Here is a 20,669-nt window from a genome sequence, read left to right as displayed (position 1 = left end):
TGCGCCGTGCAAGCCGTCGTAGGGCCAGCGCGTGCACCCTCAGGGAGCAGGGTTGAGGTGGTCGATCCGTCCGAGTGCGCTGTACAGGGGGCTGTAGAGGAGACGGGCCACCGCCGGGTCGGCCGGATCTGCGAAGCCCGGGCCGGAGTTCAGAAGATGCGCAGGAGCGAAGTAGGGGTCGAGTACGGCCCGCAGGGCGTGCAGGAGCCCGGCGTCAAGCCGCCGGCTCCCGGTCGGCCGGGCAGCGGGAGCGGAGGCCCAGGCGGCTGCCGGTGCGAAGGCAGCGTCGACGAAGAGCACCCGGGCAGGCACTCCGCCACGTACGAGACGGCCGACGACCTGCCACATCGTGACCAGCTGGTCCCAGGCAAAGGCGCGCTTCTCCCAGGGCCGGAGTGCGGAGTAGGCATAGCGGCGGGAGAGCAGTCGGCGCCATTCCTTGCGGGCCTCCTGACGCAGTGCGTGGCCCGCCCTGTCAAGGCTCTCGGCCTTGCGCACAAGGTCGGTGAAGGTGGCGGGACCGTCTCGGTCGTCGTCCCGCGACTGGTCGCGGACGAACCGGCTGATCCAGTCGTTGAGGGCGTGGACGGAGAGGGAGAGATCGTCGGGGCGGGGGTGCGGACGGGCGAGGAAAACGGCGGTACCGAAGGCCGCCCTCCCCCGTGAGTTGAGGATGTTGTGGCCGCGTTCCACGGCCATCAGCGGGGCGACGAGGATCTCAGCCTCGGGATCCTCGGCGAAAGTGGCGAGGTCGCCCCGGCGGAGGCTGGCCAAGAGGTCCGGGCCATCCACACCGGGCAGGTGCCCCAGGTCGGCGTCGTCCGGTACGAGGACACGAACTCGGCCCTTCCACCGCTCCGAGCGCTGGCCCTCGACGGTCGCGGCCACGGCGTACGCCTCACGGTAACTGCCCACCAGGAGCAGGACACGCCGACGGTGGTCGTCGGGAATGCGGGCGAGTTCCTGATCGAGGACGCTACCCGCACCGCCGGCCCCGGGTCTGGCCAACCGCTCGGCCATGGCTCTGGCCTGAGGGATGCGTGCTTCGAGGTCGGTGCCGGAGAGCCGCATAGGTTCTCCGGCAGCGTCATAGAGGAAGTGCGTGGCGAACCGAGTCTGGCCGACACCCTCCAGGGATGCCTCCGACGGCATGAGGACCGCTCCGACGGGGGCCAGGATGTGGGCTCGTGTGGATTCCCCTGCCCAGCTGGTCCCCGACATGAGGACGACGTTGGGTCCAGGTCGCCCGGTCTCGCAGTCCTCGCCGAGGCTGGTCAGAGAGAGCAGGAGTTCGCGGCCGACGCCCGCGCAGCGGAAAAAGCGCAGCGTACCGGTGGTACGGCCCACTTCATCGTACGTGTCCTCGTGCGGTTGGTACTGGTAGCCCAGGACGTTGCCCATGGGGGCCTCGGGAATGAGCGGTGCGTAGTCGAGAGGCGCGCGGCGGGCCAGCTCCTTCCCCTGCCGGTCGAGGCGGAGGACCGCCTCCACCATAGGCCAGAGAAAGGTGAGCCGGTCCAGTCGCTGGTGGAGTACGGAGAGGAGGAGAACGAACTCCAGTCGGTCGCAGGTGGTGTTCCGCCATTCCTCACGCCGGTCCGGGGTCATCTCCGTCAAGATGGGCGTGTTCTGAAGAAGCTCGTCGAGCAGGGTGTCGATCCGGTCCCGGGCCGCCGCCGGAGACAGGGTGTGCATCAGGTCCTTCGCGGCATCGGACAGGCGTGTGGCGAGAGGATTCTCGAAGTCCCCGTCGCCCAGTGGATCGTCCCGGAATTCGTCCAGTACTGCGGTGATCGCGGCTCGCCGAGGGTCGACAGCGGTCGTCGTCGCCGCAATGTCCTCCACTCCGTCGGGATCGTCCTCGTACCCCTCATACAGATTGTGCTCGTCTTCGGTAGACGGCTCGGCCGACTCAGGACGACCTGATTCACGAGTCAGCACGAACCATTCCGCGATCAGCTTCTCCTGAAGGGCCCAGGGGCTGAAGTACTCCTGGTCCACCCACTCGCGCAGATCGGTGTCGGAGATGAGGCGTTGGAAGATCCGGTCGGCGGCGGTGGCGACGACGGAAAGGGCCGCGTTCCACTGCTCCACGTCCCGATCGGCGAGCAGGAGCCTGCCGCGCCTGCTCAGTTCCTCGATCTTGTGGGTGTGCAGCTGGTCGAGCCATGATTCGGTGCCCGGTTTCACCAGAGTGGCGGAGGGTGCGAAGAGTTCGTCGAAGCGCATCTGTACGGAGTCGGCCTCGTCGACGAAGACCAGGTTGCTGCGCCGACAGGCGAGTTCCAGCTGGCGGAGCCGCTCGTCGTTGAGGTGGGAGGCGACCGGGCTCTGCACCAGGCTTGAGGGGTTGGCGACCCAGATCAGGGCATCGACCTGATGGCGGGCGGCCCGGTGCCGGGGGCATCGTGACCACAGGGGGCAGCCGTGCGGGGTGGCAGTGGCGTCGCCGGCCCGGTCCGGCCCCGCCGGTTGGCGTTGCCGGACCGGCTGTGTCCGTAAGGGGCGCCATGGCTCCGGCAGGGTGGTTTCCGGCTCTTCTCCCGCCTCGGGGTCTTGCTTCTCCTTCTCCGGGTGGAGGCGGGTACAGGGAGCGTCGGCATAGGCGAGGGGCTCGATCGCCTCGGTGCCGCGTAGGGCGTCGGCGACGCAGACGGTGCTGAGGTTGTCGAAGGCGAGAGCGTGGTGGTCGAGAAGGTTGTCGTGGCCGCGGGAAGCGAGTCGGCGGTGGAGGCGCTGCACATGGGTTTCGCGGGTGGAGACGCCGAGTACAGGAACGGCCGGCAGCCCGAGCGTGTCGAACAATTCGCACAGGCGGAGCTGTTCGGCTGCGTCGCCGACTACGAGGGTGGTGCGCATTCCGTGCCGGGCCGCCGTGGCGGCGGCCAGAACCATGAAGGTGCTCTTGCCCGCTCCAACCATGCCTGCTAGGTGCAGCGTGCCATCCAGGACGATTCGGCCGCTCTCTGCGAACCCTCTGCCGTCGGCGTCGCGCGGGGCAATGCGTAGTTCGGCGAGCCGCTCCTCCCAGTGGCCAGGCCGCTCGACGTCCTCGTCCCGCTCCACCGCGTCCATCCACCGCGCCGTGGAAAGCAGTTGTTGGCGGGTCATCTCGATCGGGCCCGAGCGAACGGGGGGCCCCGCGGCAAGGTCGTGGCCCTCTGGCCCGTCCTCAATCAGTTCGGCCGGGAAGTGTACGGACGCCGCCCGGTTGCCCTCTTGGAACTCACTGCGTCCGGCCGGGGCGAGCGACAGGGGACGTCGCACGAAGTCGGGAATCCGGGCGAGCGCTTCGTCATAGACGGCGACACGACCAGCGGCCACGGTGGGGACGATCGGACGGGGCGGAGTCCGTACCCCGGCTTCCGGCAAGTGGTAGGCGCGCAACCTGTCCGGCACGCGCCGGTACCGCGAAAGAGCGTGCCGCCAGGCGTGGCTGCGGCGAAGAGTCCACAGCAGGTGCCGAGCGGCGGCGAGCGCGGTCCGGTCGTTCTCACCGGCGAGGAGCCCTTTGGCTTCCGCGTAGGGGTAACCGCCGAGGAGGACGTACGCGCTCTCGGCGGGCTCGTCCGGGGCGATCCGTTCGAGGAGGCGCAGGGCCAGTTCGACCTGGCAGAGGTGGGCAGGCTGGAGGCCTTCGAGGCCCGGCTCCCCTGACCACACTCTCTTCAGGTCGCGGACGACGTCGCGGTTCCAACTGTTGCGGTCACGCATGGGGAACTCCGTCGGGGGATGTACGGTTCGGGCCTGCCGCCGTGCGGGGGCGGGTGCGCGGCGGCTTCAGGTCACGGAGCCGGGCGGCGGCCCTTGAGACCAGAGCACGGTCGGTGAGCAGGGGAAGGTCGCGGGCGCGGGCGGGCCGGGCGCGGGCGAAAGCCGCCAGATAGCCGGGCCGGGCGGCGATCCTGTGCTGGGGCACCACCCAGAACCCGTCGTCGTACGGCGGGTCTGCGGGTACCGGACGGGCGGATCGGCCGAGAAAGACGGGATGGGCCCAGTCCTTGACGTCGATGGCCCATCGATGTCCGTCGGGGAAGGTGACCAGCAGATCGTAGGCGTCGTATCCGGGCCACATCCGCACGTCGAGGTCAAGGGCGAGCAGGTCCTGTTCCAGATCTGCCTCGGCCCGTCCGGGACCGGTGACGAACTGTCGCAGTGGTCTCTCGAGTTGGACCGGCCGCCCGACCACCGCCCGTTCCAGTCGTCGCCCTACCGGCGCCGGCCCGATCCGGCGGCAGCGGTCCCGCTCGCACCACCAGGAACCGTCGCGGACTGGGGTCAGCAGGGTGAGGCAGCGCCCACAGGTCGAGTAGTGACCGTCGCGGAGATAGCTGTCCGGGACCTCCTGATAGATCTTCGTGACGAGTTCGTGGACGGGCTCGAGGACCAGGTCCCCACCGAGGACGGACAGTTCGGCAACGGTCAGCACAGGGCGTCGCACGAGCAGCCTCCTGAACTCCGTGTACGCCTCCTCCTCGCCGTACTCCCTGCACAGCCGCAGCGCGGTGTGCACGATCACGCGGTCACGGAACCGGGCGGCGGTGTCGGGGCAGCGTTCGGCCCACTCGTGACACAGGTCGCCAGGCCTTCCTGAGTCAGGGTCGAGCAACATGTCCTGCGGGCCCACTGCATCGGGGGGCAGGTCAAGAGGCCATTCGGCGAGCGGCAGCGTTCGGCAGCGTTCGATCAACTCGGCCAGGGAAGCGGGCGGTTCCTCACCGTGTAGCAGACAGGCCAGGACGGTGCGGTCCAGCGCACGCTGAGCCTCGGCGGGGTAGGGCAGGGTGAAGGCGTTGAGGCCGGTGGTGTCTTCCAGGACGAGTAGCGCCCGAGCGAGGGTCTTCAGCAGCGGCACACCGTCGTGGGCGACCCACTCCTCGGCGGGCAGCGGCAGGGTGTCCTCGTTCAGACTGTCGTGGCGGTGGGTCACGCCGCACCGCCCTGGGTGTCGGATCGCTCGCGGTTCGTGCTGCACCAGCGGGACACCTCGCAGGTACCGCAATCGGTTCTGGGGGCCGGCGCGGCGCGGTAGACGCCGTCGGCGGCCCAGCCGACGGCGAGTTCGCGCAGTTCGGCGCGGGCCCGGGCAGCGGTGCGCGGGTCGTGGGGATCGAGCAGTTCAAGGCGGACGCCGTCGGGGCGCAGCACCTCCAGTTCGACACGAGAGCGGAGGGTGTCACCGCCGAACACTCCGCGTTCCATAAGGAGAACGGCGAGCGCCAGCTGCGGGTACTGCCGCATCAGACCTCCGGGGTCGGTGTAATCGCTCGTGGTTGTCTTGGTCTCGCGGACCACGACGCCACCCCGGTCGGTGTGGACCAGATCGCAGTCCGCGACCAGGACCACGTCGGCCTGCGGGTCGTAGGCGACGACGCGCCGTTGCGGCTGGACGGCCTCGTGGTCTGCCAGCCCGTCGAGCGGGCAGTGTGCTCGGTGCCGTCGGAGCATGGCGAGGGCTTCGGGCTGTTCGCTGTCGGCGAGTCCGGGCAGCCCTTCGGGGAGGGGGACAGCTCGACAAGGGGTGAGGGAAGGGTCGGCGTGCCTGTCGTTGAGCCAGGCGTCCACCGCCCGCCCCCGGCGGATGGCGGCGTTCTCGGTACGACCGTCGCGGAGCTTGAGGACCCGGACGGCGTGGTAGCGCTCGGCGCAGTCCTTGTAGGCACGCAGGTCGCTGACGGAGAGGCTTCGCCGTTTGCGGGGCGTGGAGTCCACGCCGAGCAGCCCCGGCACCCGGGGAACGGCCGTACAGTCGGGCAGCGCCACACATCGAACGCAGTCACCGCCGGGGCGGGCCTCGGTGGCATCGGCAAGTTCAGCCATGACGGCCGTGACCTTCGTGACGCGGTAGCGCCGCTCGGTCTCCTCCGCCGTCCAGTCGGCGAGTGTCTCCGTGCTGCCGTCAGAGAGGCCGACACCGATCACCCTGACCTGCTGCGGCCGGATGTGCGGGCCGGGCAAGGGGGAGGAGGGGGCGCCGAACGGGGTCAGGGAGGGAAGTCCGCTCAACAGGACATGGGCGACCGCCGCGATCTCCACCGGCGGCCGGTCACGCTTGACGGGACCTAGTGATGGAATCCAGATCTCGCGCACGAGTCCGTCTTCCGAGACGTACTCTCGTCCCCACACGGTGCGTTCGTACTGTGTCACCCCGCGCGCGTCCGGCTGCGGCAGCTTCTTGCTTCCGGCCACCCATGCGGAATCGACGGCCCGGAGCGGGGCGTGCCCTTCGGCACTCCGGGCGGCCTCCAGGTCCGCCCGGACGGCCAGGTAGCGACGAGCGGCCTCGCGGGCCCAAGCGGCATGGACGGGGGTGCATTTACGGAAGTTCGCCGGATCCGCTGCAGCCTCGTCCAAACTTCGGCTTTTGTGCTCGACGGAGTCGAGCACGGCGAAGAAGGGCTTGAAGGAGAAGTCCTCGACCGGCTTGGCCGGAGGGCGTCCGGGTGCCTTCACCAGAGGACGGGCCCGCAATGCACGACCCAGAGGGCAGCCGGCAGGGTCGGGGCGCACCAGCGCGGATCCGATCCTCAGCAGGCTGCTGTCCCCGATGGCGTGCGGCGGCTTGCGGAACGCGGCCATACAACCCTCCTCGCGGCGTGGGGTGTCGGGCTTCCCCTCGGTCGACTCTGACAGGAACCATGACGTGACGGTGTGAACAAAGTCAAGCGACTTCCTGAAAGTGTCTCAGCTTCCGCTACTCTGTGCTTTGGCTGATCACTGAAGAGCTGGGAGGCGTCCGTATGGAGCGAGGCGAGGCCATCGAAGGGCGTTTTCGAATCGCCGGCGACCGGATAGGGGGTGGAATGGGTGCGGTGTACCGCGCGGTGGACCTGACCGACAACTCTGTTGTCGCCATCAAGTTCCTCGTACCAGCCGCCGTGCGGGCCGCACTGGATAGCTGGCAGGTCTCACCGACCCCCGCTGAGCGGGGACGCTTCGAACAGGAGATCCGGCTGCACGAGCGCCTGGGCGGCAGCGGTATTCCCGCCCTGATCCACCACGGCCTCTTCCGGCGGCGTCCTTACTTCGCGATGCGGTACATCGACGGAGTGAACCTGCGGACGTTCCTGAACACGAACCGGCCGAGCATCGCGGCAGCGGTCTCGCTCGCCGTTCAGCTCCTGGATACCCTGGCCCTAGTGCACGACGACGGCATCGTGCACCGGGATATCAAACCTCACAACGTCCTGCTCGAAAGCGCCACGGGGCTGGCCTACACGAGTGACTTCGGCATCGCCTTACTCTCCGATCCCGACGCGACCAGATACACCGAGGGGCAAACCCCGGGCACCATGGGATACAAGGCTCCCGAAGTCCTCGACGGCGAGGAGAACCCCACGAGCTCGGCAGACATCTACGCCGTCGGCTGCCTCTTCTTCGAGCTGATGACCGGCCGCCCCGTTTTCGACTGCCAGGGCGGCGAACTCAAGACGGGCCATGCCCATCTGTACGATCGTCCGCCCCGTCTCGATGAGATTCTGCCTGGCTTTCCGTCCCCACTCACGGATCTGACCGACCGCATGCTTGCCAAGCAGCCCGGACTGCGCCCTTCCGCACGTAAGGTCGCAGGGATCCTCCGGCCATTCCTGCCGGGCCCCGAGGATCCCGCACCGCACCCCGCCATCGACCCCGATCTGACCCTGCCCTTCCGGCGCCCGGTAGATCGGACTTCTCCCGGGCCGGCGCCCGCCTCACGGCGCGGCCCCCGTTCCCGGGGCCGACGCCAAGGGGGCACTGTCGATCAGGAGGACTTCCGTCGCACCCTCGTCGCGGCGTTCGAGGAGATCCACCGCACTGGCGTGGGGCTGGGCAGCGCGTCCGACCGTCTCGCGGTACTGCTTCCCGCTGCCCTGGGGCGCTGGGGCGCGTTCAACGGCGACGTGCTCACCGCGCGCGTTCTGGTCGCCGACCGGGAAAGACTCCACAAGCACGGGGTCGGCGCGCGCAAGCGGTACCGGGACATCGTTAGGGATCTGACCGGCATTGCCCGCCCTGGCGAACCAACGTTCGCCGCGTTTCTAGCGGCCCGTATCGGGCTGGCGGAGTGCCGCCTGGCCGAGACAGACGGAGGAGACCACGTCGACGACGTGCTCTCCGACTGGGCCGAGTGCGCCGCGGAGGTACGTCATGTTCCCGTAGACGCGCTGATGGGACAGCGCCACCTGGCGACCCTGGTCCGCGAGGTGGGCGAATACATCGCCGAATGCGGCCACTCCGACTGCGACCATCAGGCTACGGTCACCGCCGTGCTGGCGGCCCTGCCGGGCGCCGGTGACGACTGACCTGCCGGTCAGCGCTGCTCCAGCCGCCCCGCCGCAAGGAGCGCGGTGAGCCCTTCGCTCAGTTCGCCCCCGACAGCCGCCAGCTCCGCCAACGCACTCTCGAGGTCCACCAGTTTGCGGTGGACCTCGCCGTACGTCTGCTGCTCGTCCAAAGGCAGACGCAGTACGTGGAGTCGGCGCACGTCCACCCGTGAGGTGCTCGAGGAGTGCCCCCCCGCGCGCCTGGCGTTGGACCTCTCCCTAAGGCAAGCGGCAAGGAACCACGGGTCGAGGCGGGCTGGATCCACCCGAAGTCTGTGCAGACGGTGGCCGAGCGCACGGGGTGCTGCTGTCTCGACCCAGGCGTCGAAGCCGTGCGCCGTGGCGACGACGACCACATCGCCGAAGGAGGTCAGCGGGGACAGACCGTCCCGGTCCGCCTGTTCTGCATCGGCTCGGTCGAGCCACTGCCGTTCTGCCGGGCTGGAAGCGGCGAGGCCAGTGAGCAGTTCGACGCCGACTTCGGGTACCTCTCCCCGCCTGACCTTCTCCTCCGGAACGGCGGTGCCGGAAGAGATGGCAAGAGCTTTGGCCTGTTCGAGTTCGGCGATGCTCACGGTTCCATGACCGGTGGAGTCCCGCGCCACCGAGAGGTCTCGCAGTACGCCGCCCGCGTCCCGGGCCGTCAGCAACCCCTTGTCGTAGCGGGCCCACAGGCGCCGCAGGTCCACCGGCCGCACCGGCTGAGCGGCCGCGACGTGCCGGGCCGGGGTGAGGTCGGTCTCCTCGCCGAGCAGGTCCGTCACCGGAACGGCAACACCACCGGGCACTTCGACGCCTTCGAGTGCGAGGAGCACCCGGTCCTGTACGCCGTCCCAGTCGACGGCGGGAAGTCGGGAGGCTGAGACGGAGGTGGGAGGGGTGTGGCGGCAGTCGCTCGTGTCCACAAGAAGCACCGCGTTCTGCGGGCGCGGGGCGGGCGGGGCGAGGACCCACAGGTGAAGGCCGACTCCGTAAGGAGGGGCCGCGCCGGCGGGCAGCGCGACCACCGCGCGGATGACACCGGCCCGGAGGAGCCCTGCCCTGATGCGACGGCCGGCCCGGCGGGCGGCGACGCCCGGCGGCAGGAGGACGACAGCGACACCGCCGCCGGGTACGCCGTTCTCACCTGGGGCGCCGCCGCCTTCGCCCAGCATGGACACGATGTGCTGGACCCAGGCCAGTTCCGATTCCGTACGCGGCGGCTGTCCGTAGGCCCAGCGCTGGTCGGTGGCCAGCTCCTCATGGCCCCAGTCGCGCGCGTTGGCGGGCGGATTGGAGAGCACGACGTCGACCGGGTCGGACAGCTGGCCGGTGGCGTTCCGGAGTGTGTCGTGGGCGGTGACCTCGATGTCCGCCCGGTCCGTCTCCAGGGCCAGCCTCGCGTCGGCGACCATAGAGAGGACCGGATCGACGTCATTCCCCAGGAGGCGGAGCGCACGGCCGCCCGTGTCCGCCCCGGACCATCGTCGTGCCGCTGTGAGCAGGAGGGTACCGGTTCCGCAAGCGGGATCGGCCACCGTTCGTACGGGCAGGTCGCCGCGCACCCCTGCGGCGATTCGGGTCATCAGGGTGGCGAGTGGAGGCGGCGTGGTGGCGATCTGCCGAACGTGCGTGCCCAGCCACCGGTCGAGCAGGAACCGGAAGGTCTCGGCCTCGCCCTCAGTACCGGCCATGCGTACGGCGTCGTCCACAAGCGCCTGCTCCGCCGGGTCCAAGGGCTCACCCCGGCCGCGTTGGTCCGCCGCCGGGTCGCTCAACCGCGCCCCGAGACCGGCGACGACACGGCCCATCCGGTCCCGGTCGCCGAGATCCTCCACCCGCGGCCACAGCCGTTCCAGTGGGCCCACTGTCGCTGCGATCTTGTCGTTACGTTTCAGCCACGCCTCGACCGCCTCAAGCGCGAACTGCGGGCTGGCATCCGTGCCTCCGACCGGTAGGGGGAAATCGGGATACCTGCGCTTCCAGTTGCTCACCGCCGCCCGGCCGACACCCGCCAACCGGGCGATCGCCGCCAGGGTCACCGACACCTGATCCGTACGCTGGGCCATCTCGCTCCTCCCGGAACGCCAGGTGCCGGCAATCCTCCTCTTCAGAAGGAACCTGACACTCCATTCGTATCTTGACTAAGTTTTCAGTCTATCGAACCTGCCCCCTGAGCACAGCCACCGCCCTTCGGAATCTCCTGCTCATCCACCCCTGTGTCACCTCAGAAACTCACTGGGCCGCCCCCCGTAGGACACGTACAGCGCCTCCCGCGCCCGGGTGCACGCCACGAACAGCAGGCAGCGCTCAGCCGCCATATCGGTGGCGTGCTGGAGCCGGTCGACCTCGACCGGGGTGACGGCGGGTGCGAAGGGGAAGGCGGAGGCGGAGACGCCGGTCACGGCCACGCAGCGGAATTCGAGGCCCTTCAGACTGTGCAGCGTCGAAACTCGCACCCCGACGGCGTCGGCGGCCTCACCGTCCTTCACCCGTATGACCGGCAGTCCGGCGGCAGACAGCTTGTCGGCGAGGGCGGTGAGTCGGGTCCTGAAGCGGGCGCATACCGCGATCTCGGAGGGGTCGACGCCGGCCTCCACCCAGTCCTGCACGCGTCGCACGACGGCCTCGGCCTCCGCCAGTTCCGTGGGATGTCCCTCACTCACGGGCTTCGCACCGTGCAGCAGGGAGCGGTAGCCGGCCAGGTTGTCCTCATCGTCGCCGGTGAGGTCGGCGACGGGCTCGCCGTCCAGGAGCGCCCGCGACCAGCGCAGGATCTCCTCTGTGGAGCGGTAGTTGATCCGCAGGCGGGAGCTGCGCGCGGACACCTCGATGCCGAGTGAGCGCAGCGAGACCCGGGCGTCGTAGATCCGCTGGTGCGGGTCGCCGGTCAGGAACAGGTCGTCGGGGCCCTCGGTCACGAGCGCGCGAAGCAGCCGCCACTGGGCAGGGTGCAGGTCCTGCGCCTCGTCCACGACGACATGGTCGTACGAGAGCCCCTGGCCGGGCTTGTCGCGCAGGAGGCGGGCGGCCTGCGCGCAGAGCTGGAGCCAGGTGCAGGCGTGGTCGCGGTTCAGGTCGTCCTCGAAGCGGGTGATCGCCTTCCAGACGATGTCCCGCCGCTCGCGCGGCAGGGCGCTGCCGCGTCCGCGACGGAGACAGTCCTCGTACTCCTTGGGAGTGCGCAGGTCCTGGGCGAGGACGACGTGGCGGTACTCCTGGGCCAGAAAGGCTTCGGACCACGGGAGTTCGAGCGCACGGGCCAGTTTCTGCCAGCGGGCGCGCTCGTCCTTGTCGCCGAGGGCGGTGCCTGGACTGCCATGCAGATCGCGTACGGTGCGCTGCGCCAGCGCGTCGACCGTGGTGACGGTGACCCTGCCGATGAGGGCTTGGTTGTGGTCGAGGAGGAGGGCGAGGGAATCACGCAGGGAGCGGGCGAGAGCGCTGGTGTAAGTGGTGAGCAGGATGCGGCTGTCGGGCGAGCGGCTCAGGAGGTACTTGACGCGGTGCAGGGCGACGACGGTCTTGCCGGTGCCGGGGCCGCCAATGATTTGAGCTGGTCCGGCATAGCTGGGACGGTAGGCGATGCGGCGCTGGGCGGGGTGGAGGAAGACGCGCCAGGCGTCGAAGGGCTTGGTGAGGATGTCCGCGAGCTCGTCGGGTCCGGTGACCAGGGCGATACGGCTGCGGGTACGGGTGACGGCGGCGGCCAGGTCGTCCTTGGCCTCCACGGCGTCCGCGGGGGCGCTCTTCCGTGCCGTGACCAGGTCGCGGTAGATGTCGTCGGGCTCGAACCCCTCGGTCAGCAGCCACAGCGCCTCGAACTGGTCCTCGGGCATCAGCGACCCGAACGCCTCCAGCTGCGCCTTGCCGATGATGGTCCGTGCCGCTCGCAGGGTGACGTCGTCGACTCCAAGGTCCCGCAGGACGCTGTCCGACCACTTCGCAAAGAGCAACTCGGGCGCGGCTGCCGCCTCCTGCGCGAAGAGCGGGGTGATCTGCTCCATCGCGGTCATGTCGCGCACCTCCAGGCAGAGGGTCACCGCGTTGACCGTAAAGAGGCGGCGCTTGGCCCAGGCATACGCCTTGTCGTGCGGGAGGGCGTGCATGAAGACGAAGATGCCGCTGCCGTCGTCGGGTGCCAGGAGTACGATTCTCAGCCCGTCGTCGACCCTGATCGTGCGCATGCGGGGGTCGCGTGAGCTGACCACGGACTCCAGGTGGATCCCTTTGTCCGCGTACAGTTGACTGATCGTCAGCTCTTGGAACTTGTCCATGGCCTTGTGGACGCGGGCGCGGGTCGGCCCGTCCAGCCGGTTCACGCCTTCCCGGAAGGACTTGGTGATCGCGATCCGTGGCACCGCATGCACCTTTCACCGAAGCCCACCCCACCGGTAGGCGTTGACTCAGTTTACAGATGACTGCATCATCTCCATAGGGGCTCCGCGTATCCGGTGGTGCCCGCGCGAACAGGGGAATCCCGGCATGACTCCGATCCACCACGGCACGATCGACCCGGGCGACGGGTGGGGCGACGACGGCGACCCGCTGGACCTCGCGATCGCCCGTCTGCGCGCAGGGGCCACACCGACGGCAGACGAGATCTACGTCCGGACCGAGGCTGTGCGCACCGCTCGGCGCGGGTTCGACGAGATCAGCCGGGCCAATACCGTCCTGGACCAGGCATCGGAGGCCGGCGACGACCTGGCGAGCCTGCTGGGGGACGCCCTGAAGCGGGAGGCCCGCGAAGAGATCCCGGCGGTGCTCGGTGCACTGCGCGCCGAGGCGCAGCGCGTCGAGCGCTCCGAGGCGGACCGGGCGGTCGCCCTCCGCATCCTCCACGGCGACCAGCCGGACGAGCACAAAGCTCTCGACTCCGTGCCTGCCCTGACAGCCGACCTGCTCCCCCGCATTCCGACGCTGTACGACGAAGGGGAGGCGTCCGGCGACAGCCTTGCCGACTTCTGGGGCCGCCACCGGTTGAACAGCGCCCAGGAGCGCGTCCACCGCGAGCGCCTTGAGAAAACCGCGGCACACCTCCTCGACGTGGTCGAACGGGCCGCGGACCGCTCGTTCGCCGACCCCCGCTACACCCGGGCCGCCCTGGACGAGGCCGACCGCGCGTACGCCCTGTGGTCTGCGTGCCTGGACGAGCACTGACGCCACCGGTCACAGGGTGAGGGTGGCTCGGACTGTCTACCTTGGGCGGGTCCGGTCGCGCTGACCGCCCCGCCCGAGCCTCACGCGCACGCGGGGTGGCGCGGCCCTTTGCCCGGCGGCGGGTCCAGCAGCGTCCGGTACGCGCCGCCGGTCACACGGGCCTCTTCCATACGGTCGTAGGCGTCGAGAATAAGGTTCTTGGTGCGGTACGTGCCGAGAAGCCTCTCGTCGCGCTTCTTCACCGTGGAGAACGTCTCCATCACATAGTCCACGTCCTCGCGGCCAAGCCCGTACGCGTGGAAGAGCGCGGCGTCCAGCTCGGCCCACAGCAGCTCCCTACGCCCGTTATTCCAGCGGAAGGGTTCCCCTTCGTCCCCGAAGTCCTTTGCGAAAGCGGCCATGTCTCTGGAGGTGTAGGAAAGTTCCAGTACACGCAGCGTGATCCATTCGGCCAGATCTGTCCCCTCGGCCACAGCGAAGGGCGCGTCAGTATCGGGGGCCGGAGCCGGGAATTGCATGACGTACCCGTACGTCATTGACGTCCCAGCAACCTTCTGCCGAGCGACGTAGTCGAAAGCGTACGAGGCAACAACTCCGCTCAGTGCGGCTGCCTTCGTGGCGACGAACATCAACGGGAACTTGTGGCCCACACCGTACGCGGGCAGCGCGGTACCGATCATGGTCCGGGTATCGGTGGAGCGGGCCACATCTCGCCACCCCATCAACCACCCGTTCCACCATTCCCGCTCCGCCAGCCGCGTCGCCACCCCCGGCCACATAATCCGGTTGCCCTTCTTGTCCCGTTTCCCGGAATCAACGTCGAACTCCGGCACCCAGTAACGCGGCAACGGAGCGTAGTCGGGATCGTCGTGCTGTTCCGGCGTCACCCTCGGCAGCGTCCCCACATTGGCCTGCGCCTGCGTCTGTCCCTCGTACGTGCCTAGGCGGTGGTCGTAGTGGTGGAGCATCTTCGCCTCGTACAGCGGAAGGTAGCGCCGACCGTCCGAGGAGTGGGTGAAGACGTTCCCGGTGAGCTTCCACCCCTCGGTCTCCAGCTCCGTCTTGCCCCGGAACAGGTGAGAGTCGTTGGACATATGAAACATGGTCATGAAGGTCAGCCCCCATGGGTTGGTAGCTCCCTTCCCCTGGTCGTCCGCCTCCTTAATCAGGACCGGGACCCGCCGGTAGATGCCGAGGGTGATCTCCGCGTCGCGGCGGGTGTGGAACACCGGCAGGGTGCCCGTGTTGGGGTTGACCAGCAGGATCTCCTCCGGCGGCATGGCGAACCGGCGGCTGTCGAGGTCCTCCATGTGCCGGGTGCCGAAGGCGAAGGACGCCTTGTCCACAGCCTCGTCCCGGCCGGTGACCGTGAGCAGGGCGAAGCGGACCCGGTGGTCCACGTCCCGACTGAGGATGAACGCCTCGTTCTCGAAGTCGAGGAACGAGGCGAGCCGGGCGGTACGGACCAGGTCGGAGAAGAATGGCGCGGTCGTCGCATCAGTGGCGATGCCGGTCGGCAGGACGAGGCCGAACCGGCCGTGAGCGGCGATGCCCAGTGACGCGGCCTCGGCGAACACGGCGTACGTGTTGACGTCACCGCGCCCGGCCAGCGGAAAGCGCCCCGAACCACGCAACAGGTGGCTGACGCCCTCGGAGACACGGCGGGCCGCGATGAACTCGGCGTGCAGCGCTCGGTCCGCCTCCTCCTCGCTCCCGGCGAGGGCGTCGATAAGGCGCTCGCGGGCCGCCTTGTTGGCGGCATTCGCGATGGTCTCGTCGCGGATGGCGAAGAACTCCTGCTCCTGGAGCTTGACCCGCTCCCACGGTGGGTTGCCAAGGACGCAGCTGAACCCACCCTTCCACCCTGTCCGCTCGTCCACACCCGGCGCGGCCGGGTCCGCCGGCACCCGGAACACCTCCGGGAACTCCAGGTGCCAGTGGAAGAAGCGGTACGCCTCACGCAGCCGCGCCACCTTCTCCACCGTGCCCGGCGGCAGATTTGCTCCCCCATCGGCCGCGTGCAGGGACAGCAGCGAGTCGGTGGTGAGAGCGGGCGGGGCGGCCTTCTCCGCCTTCTCCCAGACGAATGCCGCGCACCACGCGTCGGCCAGCTCCAGGGCCCGCAAGTAGTCCTTGGACGTGGTGAGTTCGTGGTAGTCGCGGGCCTGACCCCGTACGTCCTCCAGCTGCTCCGAGCGTGCGCCGGTGATCTTCGAGATGGCCTCTCCCGCCCCCTCGTTGGAGACGGCGAGGACGTGCTCCTTGGAGAAGAGTGCGTCCTGGCTGGCGCTGTGCTTCAGGGCGGCCAGCCACCGCCCCCGCTCGTCCGCGTTACGGGCCTTCAGCGCCCGTACCCACTTCGCCTCGTCGCCCTCCAGGGCCTTGAACGCCTCGTCGGGCAGTCCGCCGGCGAGGAGCCTTGGCGTCGTACCGAGCAGGCCGTTGCCGTGCTTGATATGCGCGTCGAGGAAGGTGAGCGGCTTGCCCGGTTCCATGGCCTCGATCCACAGCGAGACCTTGGCGAGCTCGACGGCCATCGGGTTGAGGTCGACGCCGTAGACACAGCGGGAGATGACATCGCGCAGGGCGTGCCGTACGTCCTCCGCGCCCGGTTCGGGGTCGTCGGTGCGGATTTCGGCGAGCCGACGGGCGATCCTACGGGCACCGGCGACCAGGAAGTGGCCGCTGCCGCAGGCAGGGTCGCAGACGGTGAGGGCAAGCAGCGCCGCCTCGCGCTCCTCCTTCGTACTGCCGGAGCGTGCCGCCTGGGCGATGACCGGGTCCAGGGCGGAGTCGAGGAGGCAGTCGATCAGCGGGGACGGGGTGTAATACGAGCCGGAGGTTTTGCGGTCGTTGCCCTCCAGCTTGGCGAGGACATAGGCGTCGGCGTCGTCGAGGCGGGGTTCCAGTTCGAGTAGCGACTCGTAGACCGAGCCGAGCTCGTCCGCGCCGAGGTGCCGGTAGTCGACCTTGCGGGGGCGGCCGAGCTTCGCGTCGTAGATGACGGCGAGGGCCTTCACCGCCTCGTACAGGGACTCGTTGGTCAGGCTCAGCCCCTCCAACCGCCCGTCGGCGTCGGTGGGTTCGAAGAGGCCGCCGAGGGCGGGCAGGCCGAGCTCGGGACGTCCGCCGGGCTCGCCGAGTCCCTTGATGACCAGGGTCAGGGCCTCCCACTGGTCTCCGTGCGGGGTGCCGGGGCGGCGGGAGAGGCGGCGCAGCCGCGCGGTGGAGAAGTACTTCTCGTACGTGGCACGGGCGTCGTCGGACGCGTCCGGGTCCAGGAGCAGGCCGCGGTCCTCGGTGACGAAGAGGAAGAGGAGCCGGTAGACGAGCCGCAGCAGGCCGGGGTGGAGGTCGCGGACCGTTGTCGTGCGGGTACGCAGGGACACCTTTAGGGTCGCGTTGTCGGGGTGAGCGATGAGGCCGGTGCCGATGACGGTGAGCGCCGTCTCGACGCCCTTGCGGAGCTCCTTGAGCGCGCGGGTGCCGGAGTCGATGGCCTCAGTACGCCACTTCTCCAGCGGGCAGGACGCGGGCGGATCGCCCTCGAAGCGGGTGCGGTGCACGAGCCGCCACAGCAGGACGAAGTCGTCTGAGCGGTTGCCCTCGAACATCGCCTGGAGGTCGAACTCAATGAACGCCGCGCCCGTCAGGGACGCGGACTCGCGCAGCAGGCGCACCTGGCGGCCGTTGGACAGGACACCCCAGAGCGTCCTGTCGCCGGAGCGGTTGAGGTACTCCTGCACCATCGACTGCGGCGCCTGCGCGGCGACACCAGAAGTGCGGACGTCCAGCGGCACGTTCCAGCCGGTGAGGTGCACCGGGACGTGTGCCCACCGGTGGCTGACGGGGAAGTCCTTCGCCCCGTCGTGCGCGGGAAGGCCCGGTCCGGGTACGGCGGCGAGCGCGCCGAAGCCGAGCTGCTCGAACAGGGGCAGCAGCCAGCGTTCGGTGGTGAGGCCCACCGCGGGCACGTCGGGGTCGTCGTCCGCGCCGTCCCCTGCGAGGGCGTCCTGGTAGGCGGCCCAGACGCCGCGCAGGTAGCTCCAGGAGCGCTCGGCGGCGTCCCGTACGGACTCGCCTTTCGCGAAGAGGCGGTAGTCGGAGGGCTCGGAACCCGATTGCTCCTTGCCCTCCTTGATCCGTACGAGCAGGTCGTAGGGGAGGAGACCGCCTACGGTGGCGACGGTGTCGGTGACCTGGGTCCTGGCGAGGCTCATGCGTCCGCTCCCAGCTGGATCGTGGCGGCCGGGCGGTAGAGAAAGACGCCGAGGACGTCCGGGTCTCCCTGCGGGAGGACCTTGAGGCCCTGGAGGCGGGCGCGGGAGGCGGTGCGCACGCGCCGGTGGGAGGCCTCCAGGTCCTTCGCGGCGGCGGCGGAGCGGGTGCGCAGCTCGGCCATCAGGGAGTCGTCGGAGGCCGGGTCGAGGGCGGCGAGGATCTTCGTGATGTGCTCGGTGGCGAAGTCGGGGTCGGAGTTCCCGGAGGCCCGTGCCTCCAGGAGTGCGAGCGCCTCCTGCTCCCCGAGCCACTGCGGCGCTTCCGGCCGGCCCTGGAAGGCGACCACCCGGGCGTCCTCGGCGAGCTGGTGGCGTACCGATCCGTCACGGGCGGGCAGGTTCAGCTGGAAGCGGTGCCGTACGAGCAGCAGGGTCGTGGGACGTGACACGGCCGTCGTGCGGACCACTCCGCAGCGGCGGGCCGGTCGCTGCCAGGCGAGGGACTTCTCGTGGAACTTGTCGTCCAGGGCCGTGTCCAGGACGAAGCGGGCGACGGCGGTCACCACCGGGTCGGTACGGGTCAGGGCCGCCTCGCCGCGCGGGGCGCTCGGCGCGTCGTGGAAGACGACGGGGCGGGGATGGCGCGGGCCGAGCGCCGCGGAGACGGCGTCCCGCAGCCCTTGCGGGAGGGCCTCGATGTGCGTGGTGAAACCGCCCTGCCTGCGATCGGCGGGAATCCCGCGCAGGGCCTTGAGCGCCCGGCGGGTGAAGTCCAGTACCTCGTCGCCGGTGCCGAGCGCGGAGCGGATCTCGGCGACCTCGGCGGCCACCTCCTCCTTCTTGATCGCGTGCTGGGCGTAGCGGGAGCGGGAGGCCTTCTCCTGGTCGGCGGAGGACTCCCAGGCGATCTCCAGCTGTTCCACGTCCTGCACCTGCTCCTGCCCGAACAGCCCCTCCTGCTCGAACCCCGGGTTCTCGCCGCGCAGGATCAGCTCCTCGAAGACCGCCTGCATGGCGCTCTCCGCCTGCTGCGGCACGGGCACGGAGATGCCGGTGGCCCGGCGGATCCGCTCGTGCTTGCGGATCAGCACCTTCAGGACGATGTCGTCGACGGGGTTGTCCGCGCCGTACAGAGTAAGTGCCTTCACCGTGTCGGTGCGCTGCCCGAAGCGGTCCACCCGGCCCTCGCGCTGCTCGTGACGGGTCGGGTTCCAGGCCAGGTCGTAGTGGATGACGGCGTCGAAGGACTCCTGGAGGTTGACGCCCTCGGAGAGGCAGTCGGTGGCCACCAGGACCCGGCGCTCGGGCGCGGGGTTGCCGTTCTCGTCGGGGCCGGTCAGCTCGGCGACCCGGGTCAGGCGCTGGTCGGGCGAGAGTTTGCCGGTGACGGAGGCGACGGCGACCGGGTGCTCGGTGTCCCGCTTGTTCAGCACCTTCTTCAGGTGGTCGGCCACGTAGTCGGCCGTCGCGATGTAGCGGCAGAAGACGATCGGCCGGTAGCCGGAGTCGAGGAGTTCGGTGACCATGGCGACCAGCTTTTTCAGCTTGATGTCGCGAACCGGGCCCGCGAGTTTCCTCGCGGCTTCGGCCATCGCCACCAGCCGGGCCCGCTCCTCCTCACCCAGGGGGTCGTCACTCTCGGCGGAGGGCAGAAGGGTGCCGGGCTCCTCGTCGGCGGAGTGCGCGGTGTCGCTGTCGGCCGGGTCGGAGACGGTCTGTCCGCCCGTACGGTCCGCCTCGTCCGGGGTGTCCGCCTCCTGGACGCCGGCCCGGGTGTGCAGGGAGCGCACCGCGGCGGCCGGGGAGGAGGACAGGGTCCGCAGGAGAGCCAGCGTCGACCACCAGCGCTGGCGCTGCTGAAGCGCTCCGTCGGCGGCCCGCACGGTCTCCCGGGCGTACGCCAGGACCTCGGCGAGGAGCCTGCGGTAGTCGCGGTGCAGGTCGTAGGAGACCTCGGCGGACTGCCGGGTAGACGGGAAGTGCGCACCGTCCTGAAAGTCCTCCCGGATGTCGGCGCGGCGGCGCTGCACGAAGTGCTCGGCGAGCGTCCGGCGGCCCGCTTCGGTGTCGAAGCTGACCGTGGCGAGGCGTGGGTCGAGCAGCCCGAGCAGGCGGCGGAAGGGCTCCTCCTTGCCGCTGTGCGGAGTGGCGGTGACCAGGAGCAGGTGGCGGGTGCTGTCGTCGGCGAGCGCCCGCAGCAGCCCGTACCGCTGCTGCGTGGTGCGGGCTTTGGGCCCGGTCGGGGAGTCGGCGACACAGGTGTGGGCCTCGTCGACGATCACCAGGTCGGGGCAGTTGCGCACGAAGTCCTCGCGGTGGCGGGGCGACTTGATGAAGTCGGTGGACACCACGTAGGTGCCGTCCGGGCGGAAGACCGACTGCCCGTACGGCGTCTCGCGCTCCAGGCGGCCGATGGTGGAGGGCAGCACGAGGCGGGCGTCCATGCCGAACTTGCCGTGCAGTTCGGCCCGCCACTGCTCGGCGAGCGCGGGCGAGCAGAGCACCACCAGGCCGCGAGCGTCGCCCTGGGCGAGCAGCTCGGCGGCGATCAGCCCGGCCTCCACCGTCTTGCCGATGCCCACATCGTCGGCGATGAGGAGCCGGACCGTGTCCTGGCGCAGTGCCATGAGCAGCGGCACCAGCTGGTACGGGCGCGGGTCGACGGCGATCGACGCGAGCGAGCGGAAGGGCCCGGCGCCGGCCCGGAACCCGATCCGCAGGGCGGTGCGCAGCATGCCCGCGGTGTGCTGGTCGCCGAGGTCCGACGGCTTGGGCGGAGCGAACGTGGCCGGGACCACGGTCTCCAGGCCGGGCAGCACTCCCGCGATGTCGACGTCCGATCCGCCCAGGGGGCGCAGCACGAGGAGGGCGGGGGTGGAATCGGGCAGCACGACCCATTCGCGGCCCCGGGCGTGGACGAGAGAGCCGACGGCGTACGGCTGGACGGCGGTGGTCATACGGGCCTTCCGGGGCGGATGTCGTGTTCGGGGAGGTGGACGGGAGCGAG

At 69.8% G+C, this 20,669-nt stretch carries 9 protein-coding genes; 2 read left to right on the top strand and 7 right to left on the bottom strand.

The window, feature by feature from the left end; genetic code table 11:
- Positions 1-39 precede the first annotated feature (39 nt).
- Genes AB0F03_RS23935 through AB0F03_RS23925 form a run of 3 tightly spaced genes read right to left on the bottom strand, consistent with a single transcriptional unit; the run spans position 40 to position 6,579 of the window.
- Entirely contained in the window at positions 40-3,714 is a 3,675-nt protein-coding gene (locus AB0F03_RS23935; RefSeq protein WP_361995364.1) for a hypothetical protein, read from the bottom strand.
- The gene (locus AB0F03_RS23930; protein WP_361995362.1) at positions 3,707-4,930 is read right to left on the bottom strand and encodes a hypothetical protein; all 1,224 of its coding nucleotides are present in this window, start codon (positions 4,928-4,930) and stop codon (positions 3,707-3,709) included. Before AB0F03_RS23930 ends, AB0F03_RS23935 begins: the two co-directional genes overlap by 8 nt.
- The gene (locus AB0F03_RS23925; protein WP_361995360.1) at positions 4,927-6,579 is read right to left on the bottom strand and encodes a PD-(D/E)XK nuclease family protein; all 1,653 of its coding nucleotides are present in this window, start codon (positions 6,577-6,579) and stop codon (positions 4,927-4,929) included. Before AB0F03_RS23925 ends, AB0F03_RS23930 begins: the two co-directional genes overlap by 4 nt.
- A gap of 161 nt (positions 6,580-6,740) precedes the next feature.
- Here AB0F03_RS23925 and AB0F03_RS23920 point away from each other — a divergent pair, with 161 nt between their 5' ends.
- Positions 6,741-8,282 carry a serine/threonine-protein kinase gene (locus AB0F03_RS23920; protein WP_361995358.1) on the top strand — a complete coding sequence of 514 codons (1,542 nt, stop codon included), beginning with the start codon at positions 6,741-6,743 and terminating at the stop codon, positions 8,280-8,282.
- Positions 8,283-8,290: 8 nt separating this feature from the next.
- On the opposite strand, the gene AB0F03_RS23915 is transcribed toward AB0F03_RS23920, so the two are convergent.
- Together AB0F03_RS23915 and AB0F03_RS23910 are read right to left on the bottom strand one after the other, a co-directional pair.
- Positions 8,291-10,351, bottom strand: coding sequence for an N-6 DNA methylase (locus AB0F03_RS23915; RefSeq protein ID WP_361995356.1), 2,061 nt, complete (start codon positions 10,349-10,351; stop codon positions 8,291-8,293).
- 153 nt (positions 10,352-10,504) lie between these two features.
- Positions 10,505-12,643 (bottom strand): UvrD-helicase domain-containing protein, encoded by a 2,139-nt coding sequence (locus tag AB0F03_RS23910; protein WP_361995354.1) that lies wholly within the window; start codon positions 12,641-12,643, stop codon positions 10,505-10,507.
- A gap of 124 nt (positions 12,644-12,767) precedes the next feature.
- On the opposite strand from AB0F03_RS23910, the gene AB0F03_RS23905 reads away from it, so the two are divergent.
- Positions 12,768-13,442 (top strand): hypothetical protein, encoded by a 675-nt coding sequence (locus tag AB0F03_RS23905; RefSeq protein ID WP_361995352.1) that lies wholly within the window; start codon positions 12,768-12,770, stop codon positions 13,440-13,442.
- Positions 13,443-13,522: 80 nt separating this feature from the next.
- On the opposite strand, the gene AB0F03_RS23900 is transcribed toward AB0F03_RS23905, so the two are convergent.
- Positions 13,523-17,662 (bottom strand): DNA methyltransferase, encoded by a 4,140-nt coding sequence (locus AB0F03_RS23900; RefSeq protein WP_361995350.1) that lies wholly within the window; start codon positions 17,660-17,662, stop codon positions 13,523-13,525.
- Positions 17,659-20,619, bottom strand: coding sequence for a helicase-related protein (locus tag AB0F03_RS23895; protein WP_361995348.1), 2,961 nt, complete (start codon positions 20,617-20,619; stop codon positions 17,659-17,661). Before AB0F03_RS23895 ends, AB0F03_RS23900 begins: the two co-directional genes overlap by 4 nt.
- Positions 20,620-20,669: the final 50 nt, after the last annotated feature.

Origin of the sequence: Streptomyces sp. NPDC028722 (genome assembly GCF_040637655.1) — a bacterium.
Taxonomy (GTDB): Bacteria; Actinomycetota; Actinomycetes; order Streptomycetales; family Streptomycetaceae; genus Streptomyces.
This window is presented reverse-complemented; position numbering and strand designations above follow the sequence as displayed.

What these genes read in the sequence shown, in the direction of transcription:
- AB0F03_RS23935 (WP_361995364.1), bottom strand. Translation starts at nt 3,714, where the DNA reads ATGCGTGACCGCAACAGTTGGAACCGCGACGTCGTCCGCGACCTGAAG.
- AB0F03_RS23925 (WP_361995360.1), bottom strand. Translation starts at nt 6,579, where the DNA reads ATGGCCGCGTTCCGCAAGCCGCCGCACGCCATCGGGGACAGCAGCCTG.
- AB0F03_RS23920 (WP_361995358.1), top strand. Translation starts at nt 6,741, where the DNA reads ATGGAGCGAGGCGAGGCCATCGAAGGGCGTTTTCGAATCGCCGGCGAC.
- AB0F03_RS23915 (WP_361995356.1), bottom strand. Translation starts at nt 10,351, where the DNA reads ATGGCCCAGCGTACGGATCAGGTGTCGGTGACCCTGGCGGCGATCGCC.
- AB0F03_RS23905 (WP_361995352.1), top strand. Translation starts at nt 12,768, where the DNA reads ATGACTCCGATCCACCACGGCACGATCGACCCGGGCGACGGGTGGGGC.
- AB0F03_RS23900 (WP_361995350.1), bottom strand. Translation starts at nt 17,662, where the DNA reads ATGAGCCTCGCCAGGACCCAGGTCACCGACACCGTCGCCACCGTAGGC.
- AB0F03_RS23895 (WP_361995348.1), bottom strand. Translation starts at nt 20,619, where the DNA reads ATGACCACCGCCGTCCAGCCGTACGCCGTCGGCTCTCTCGTCCACGCC.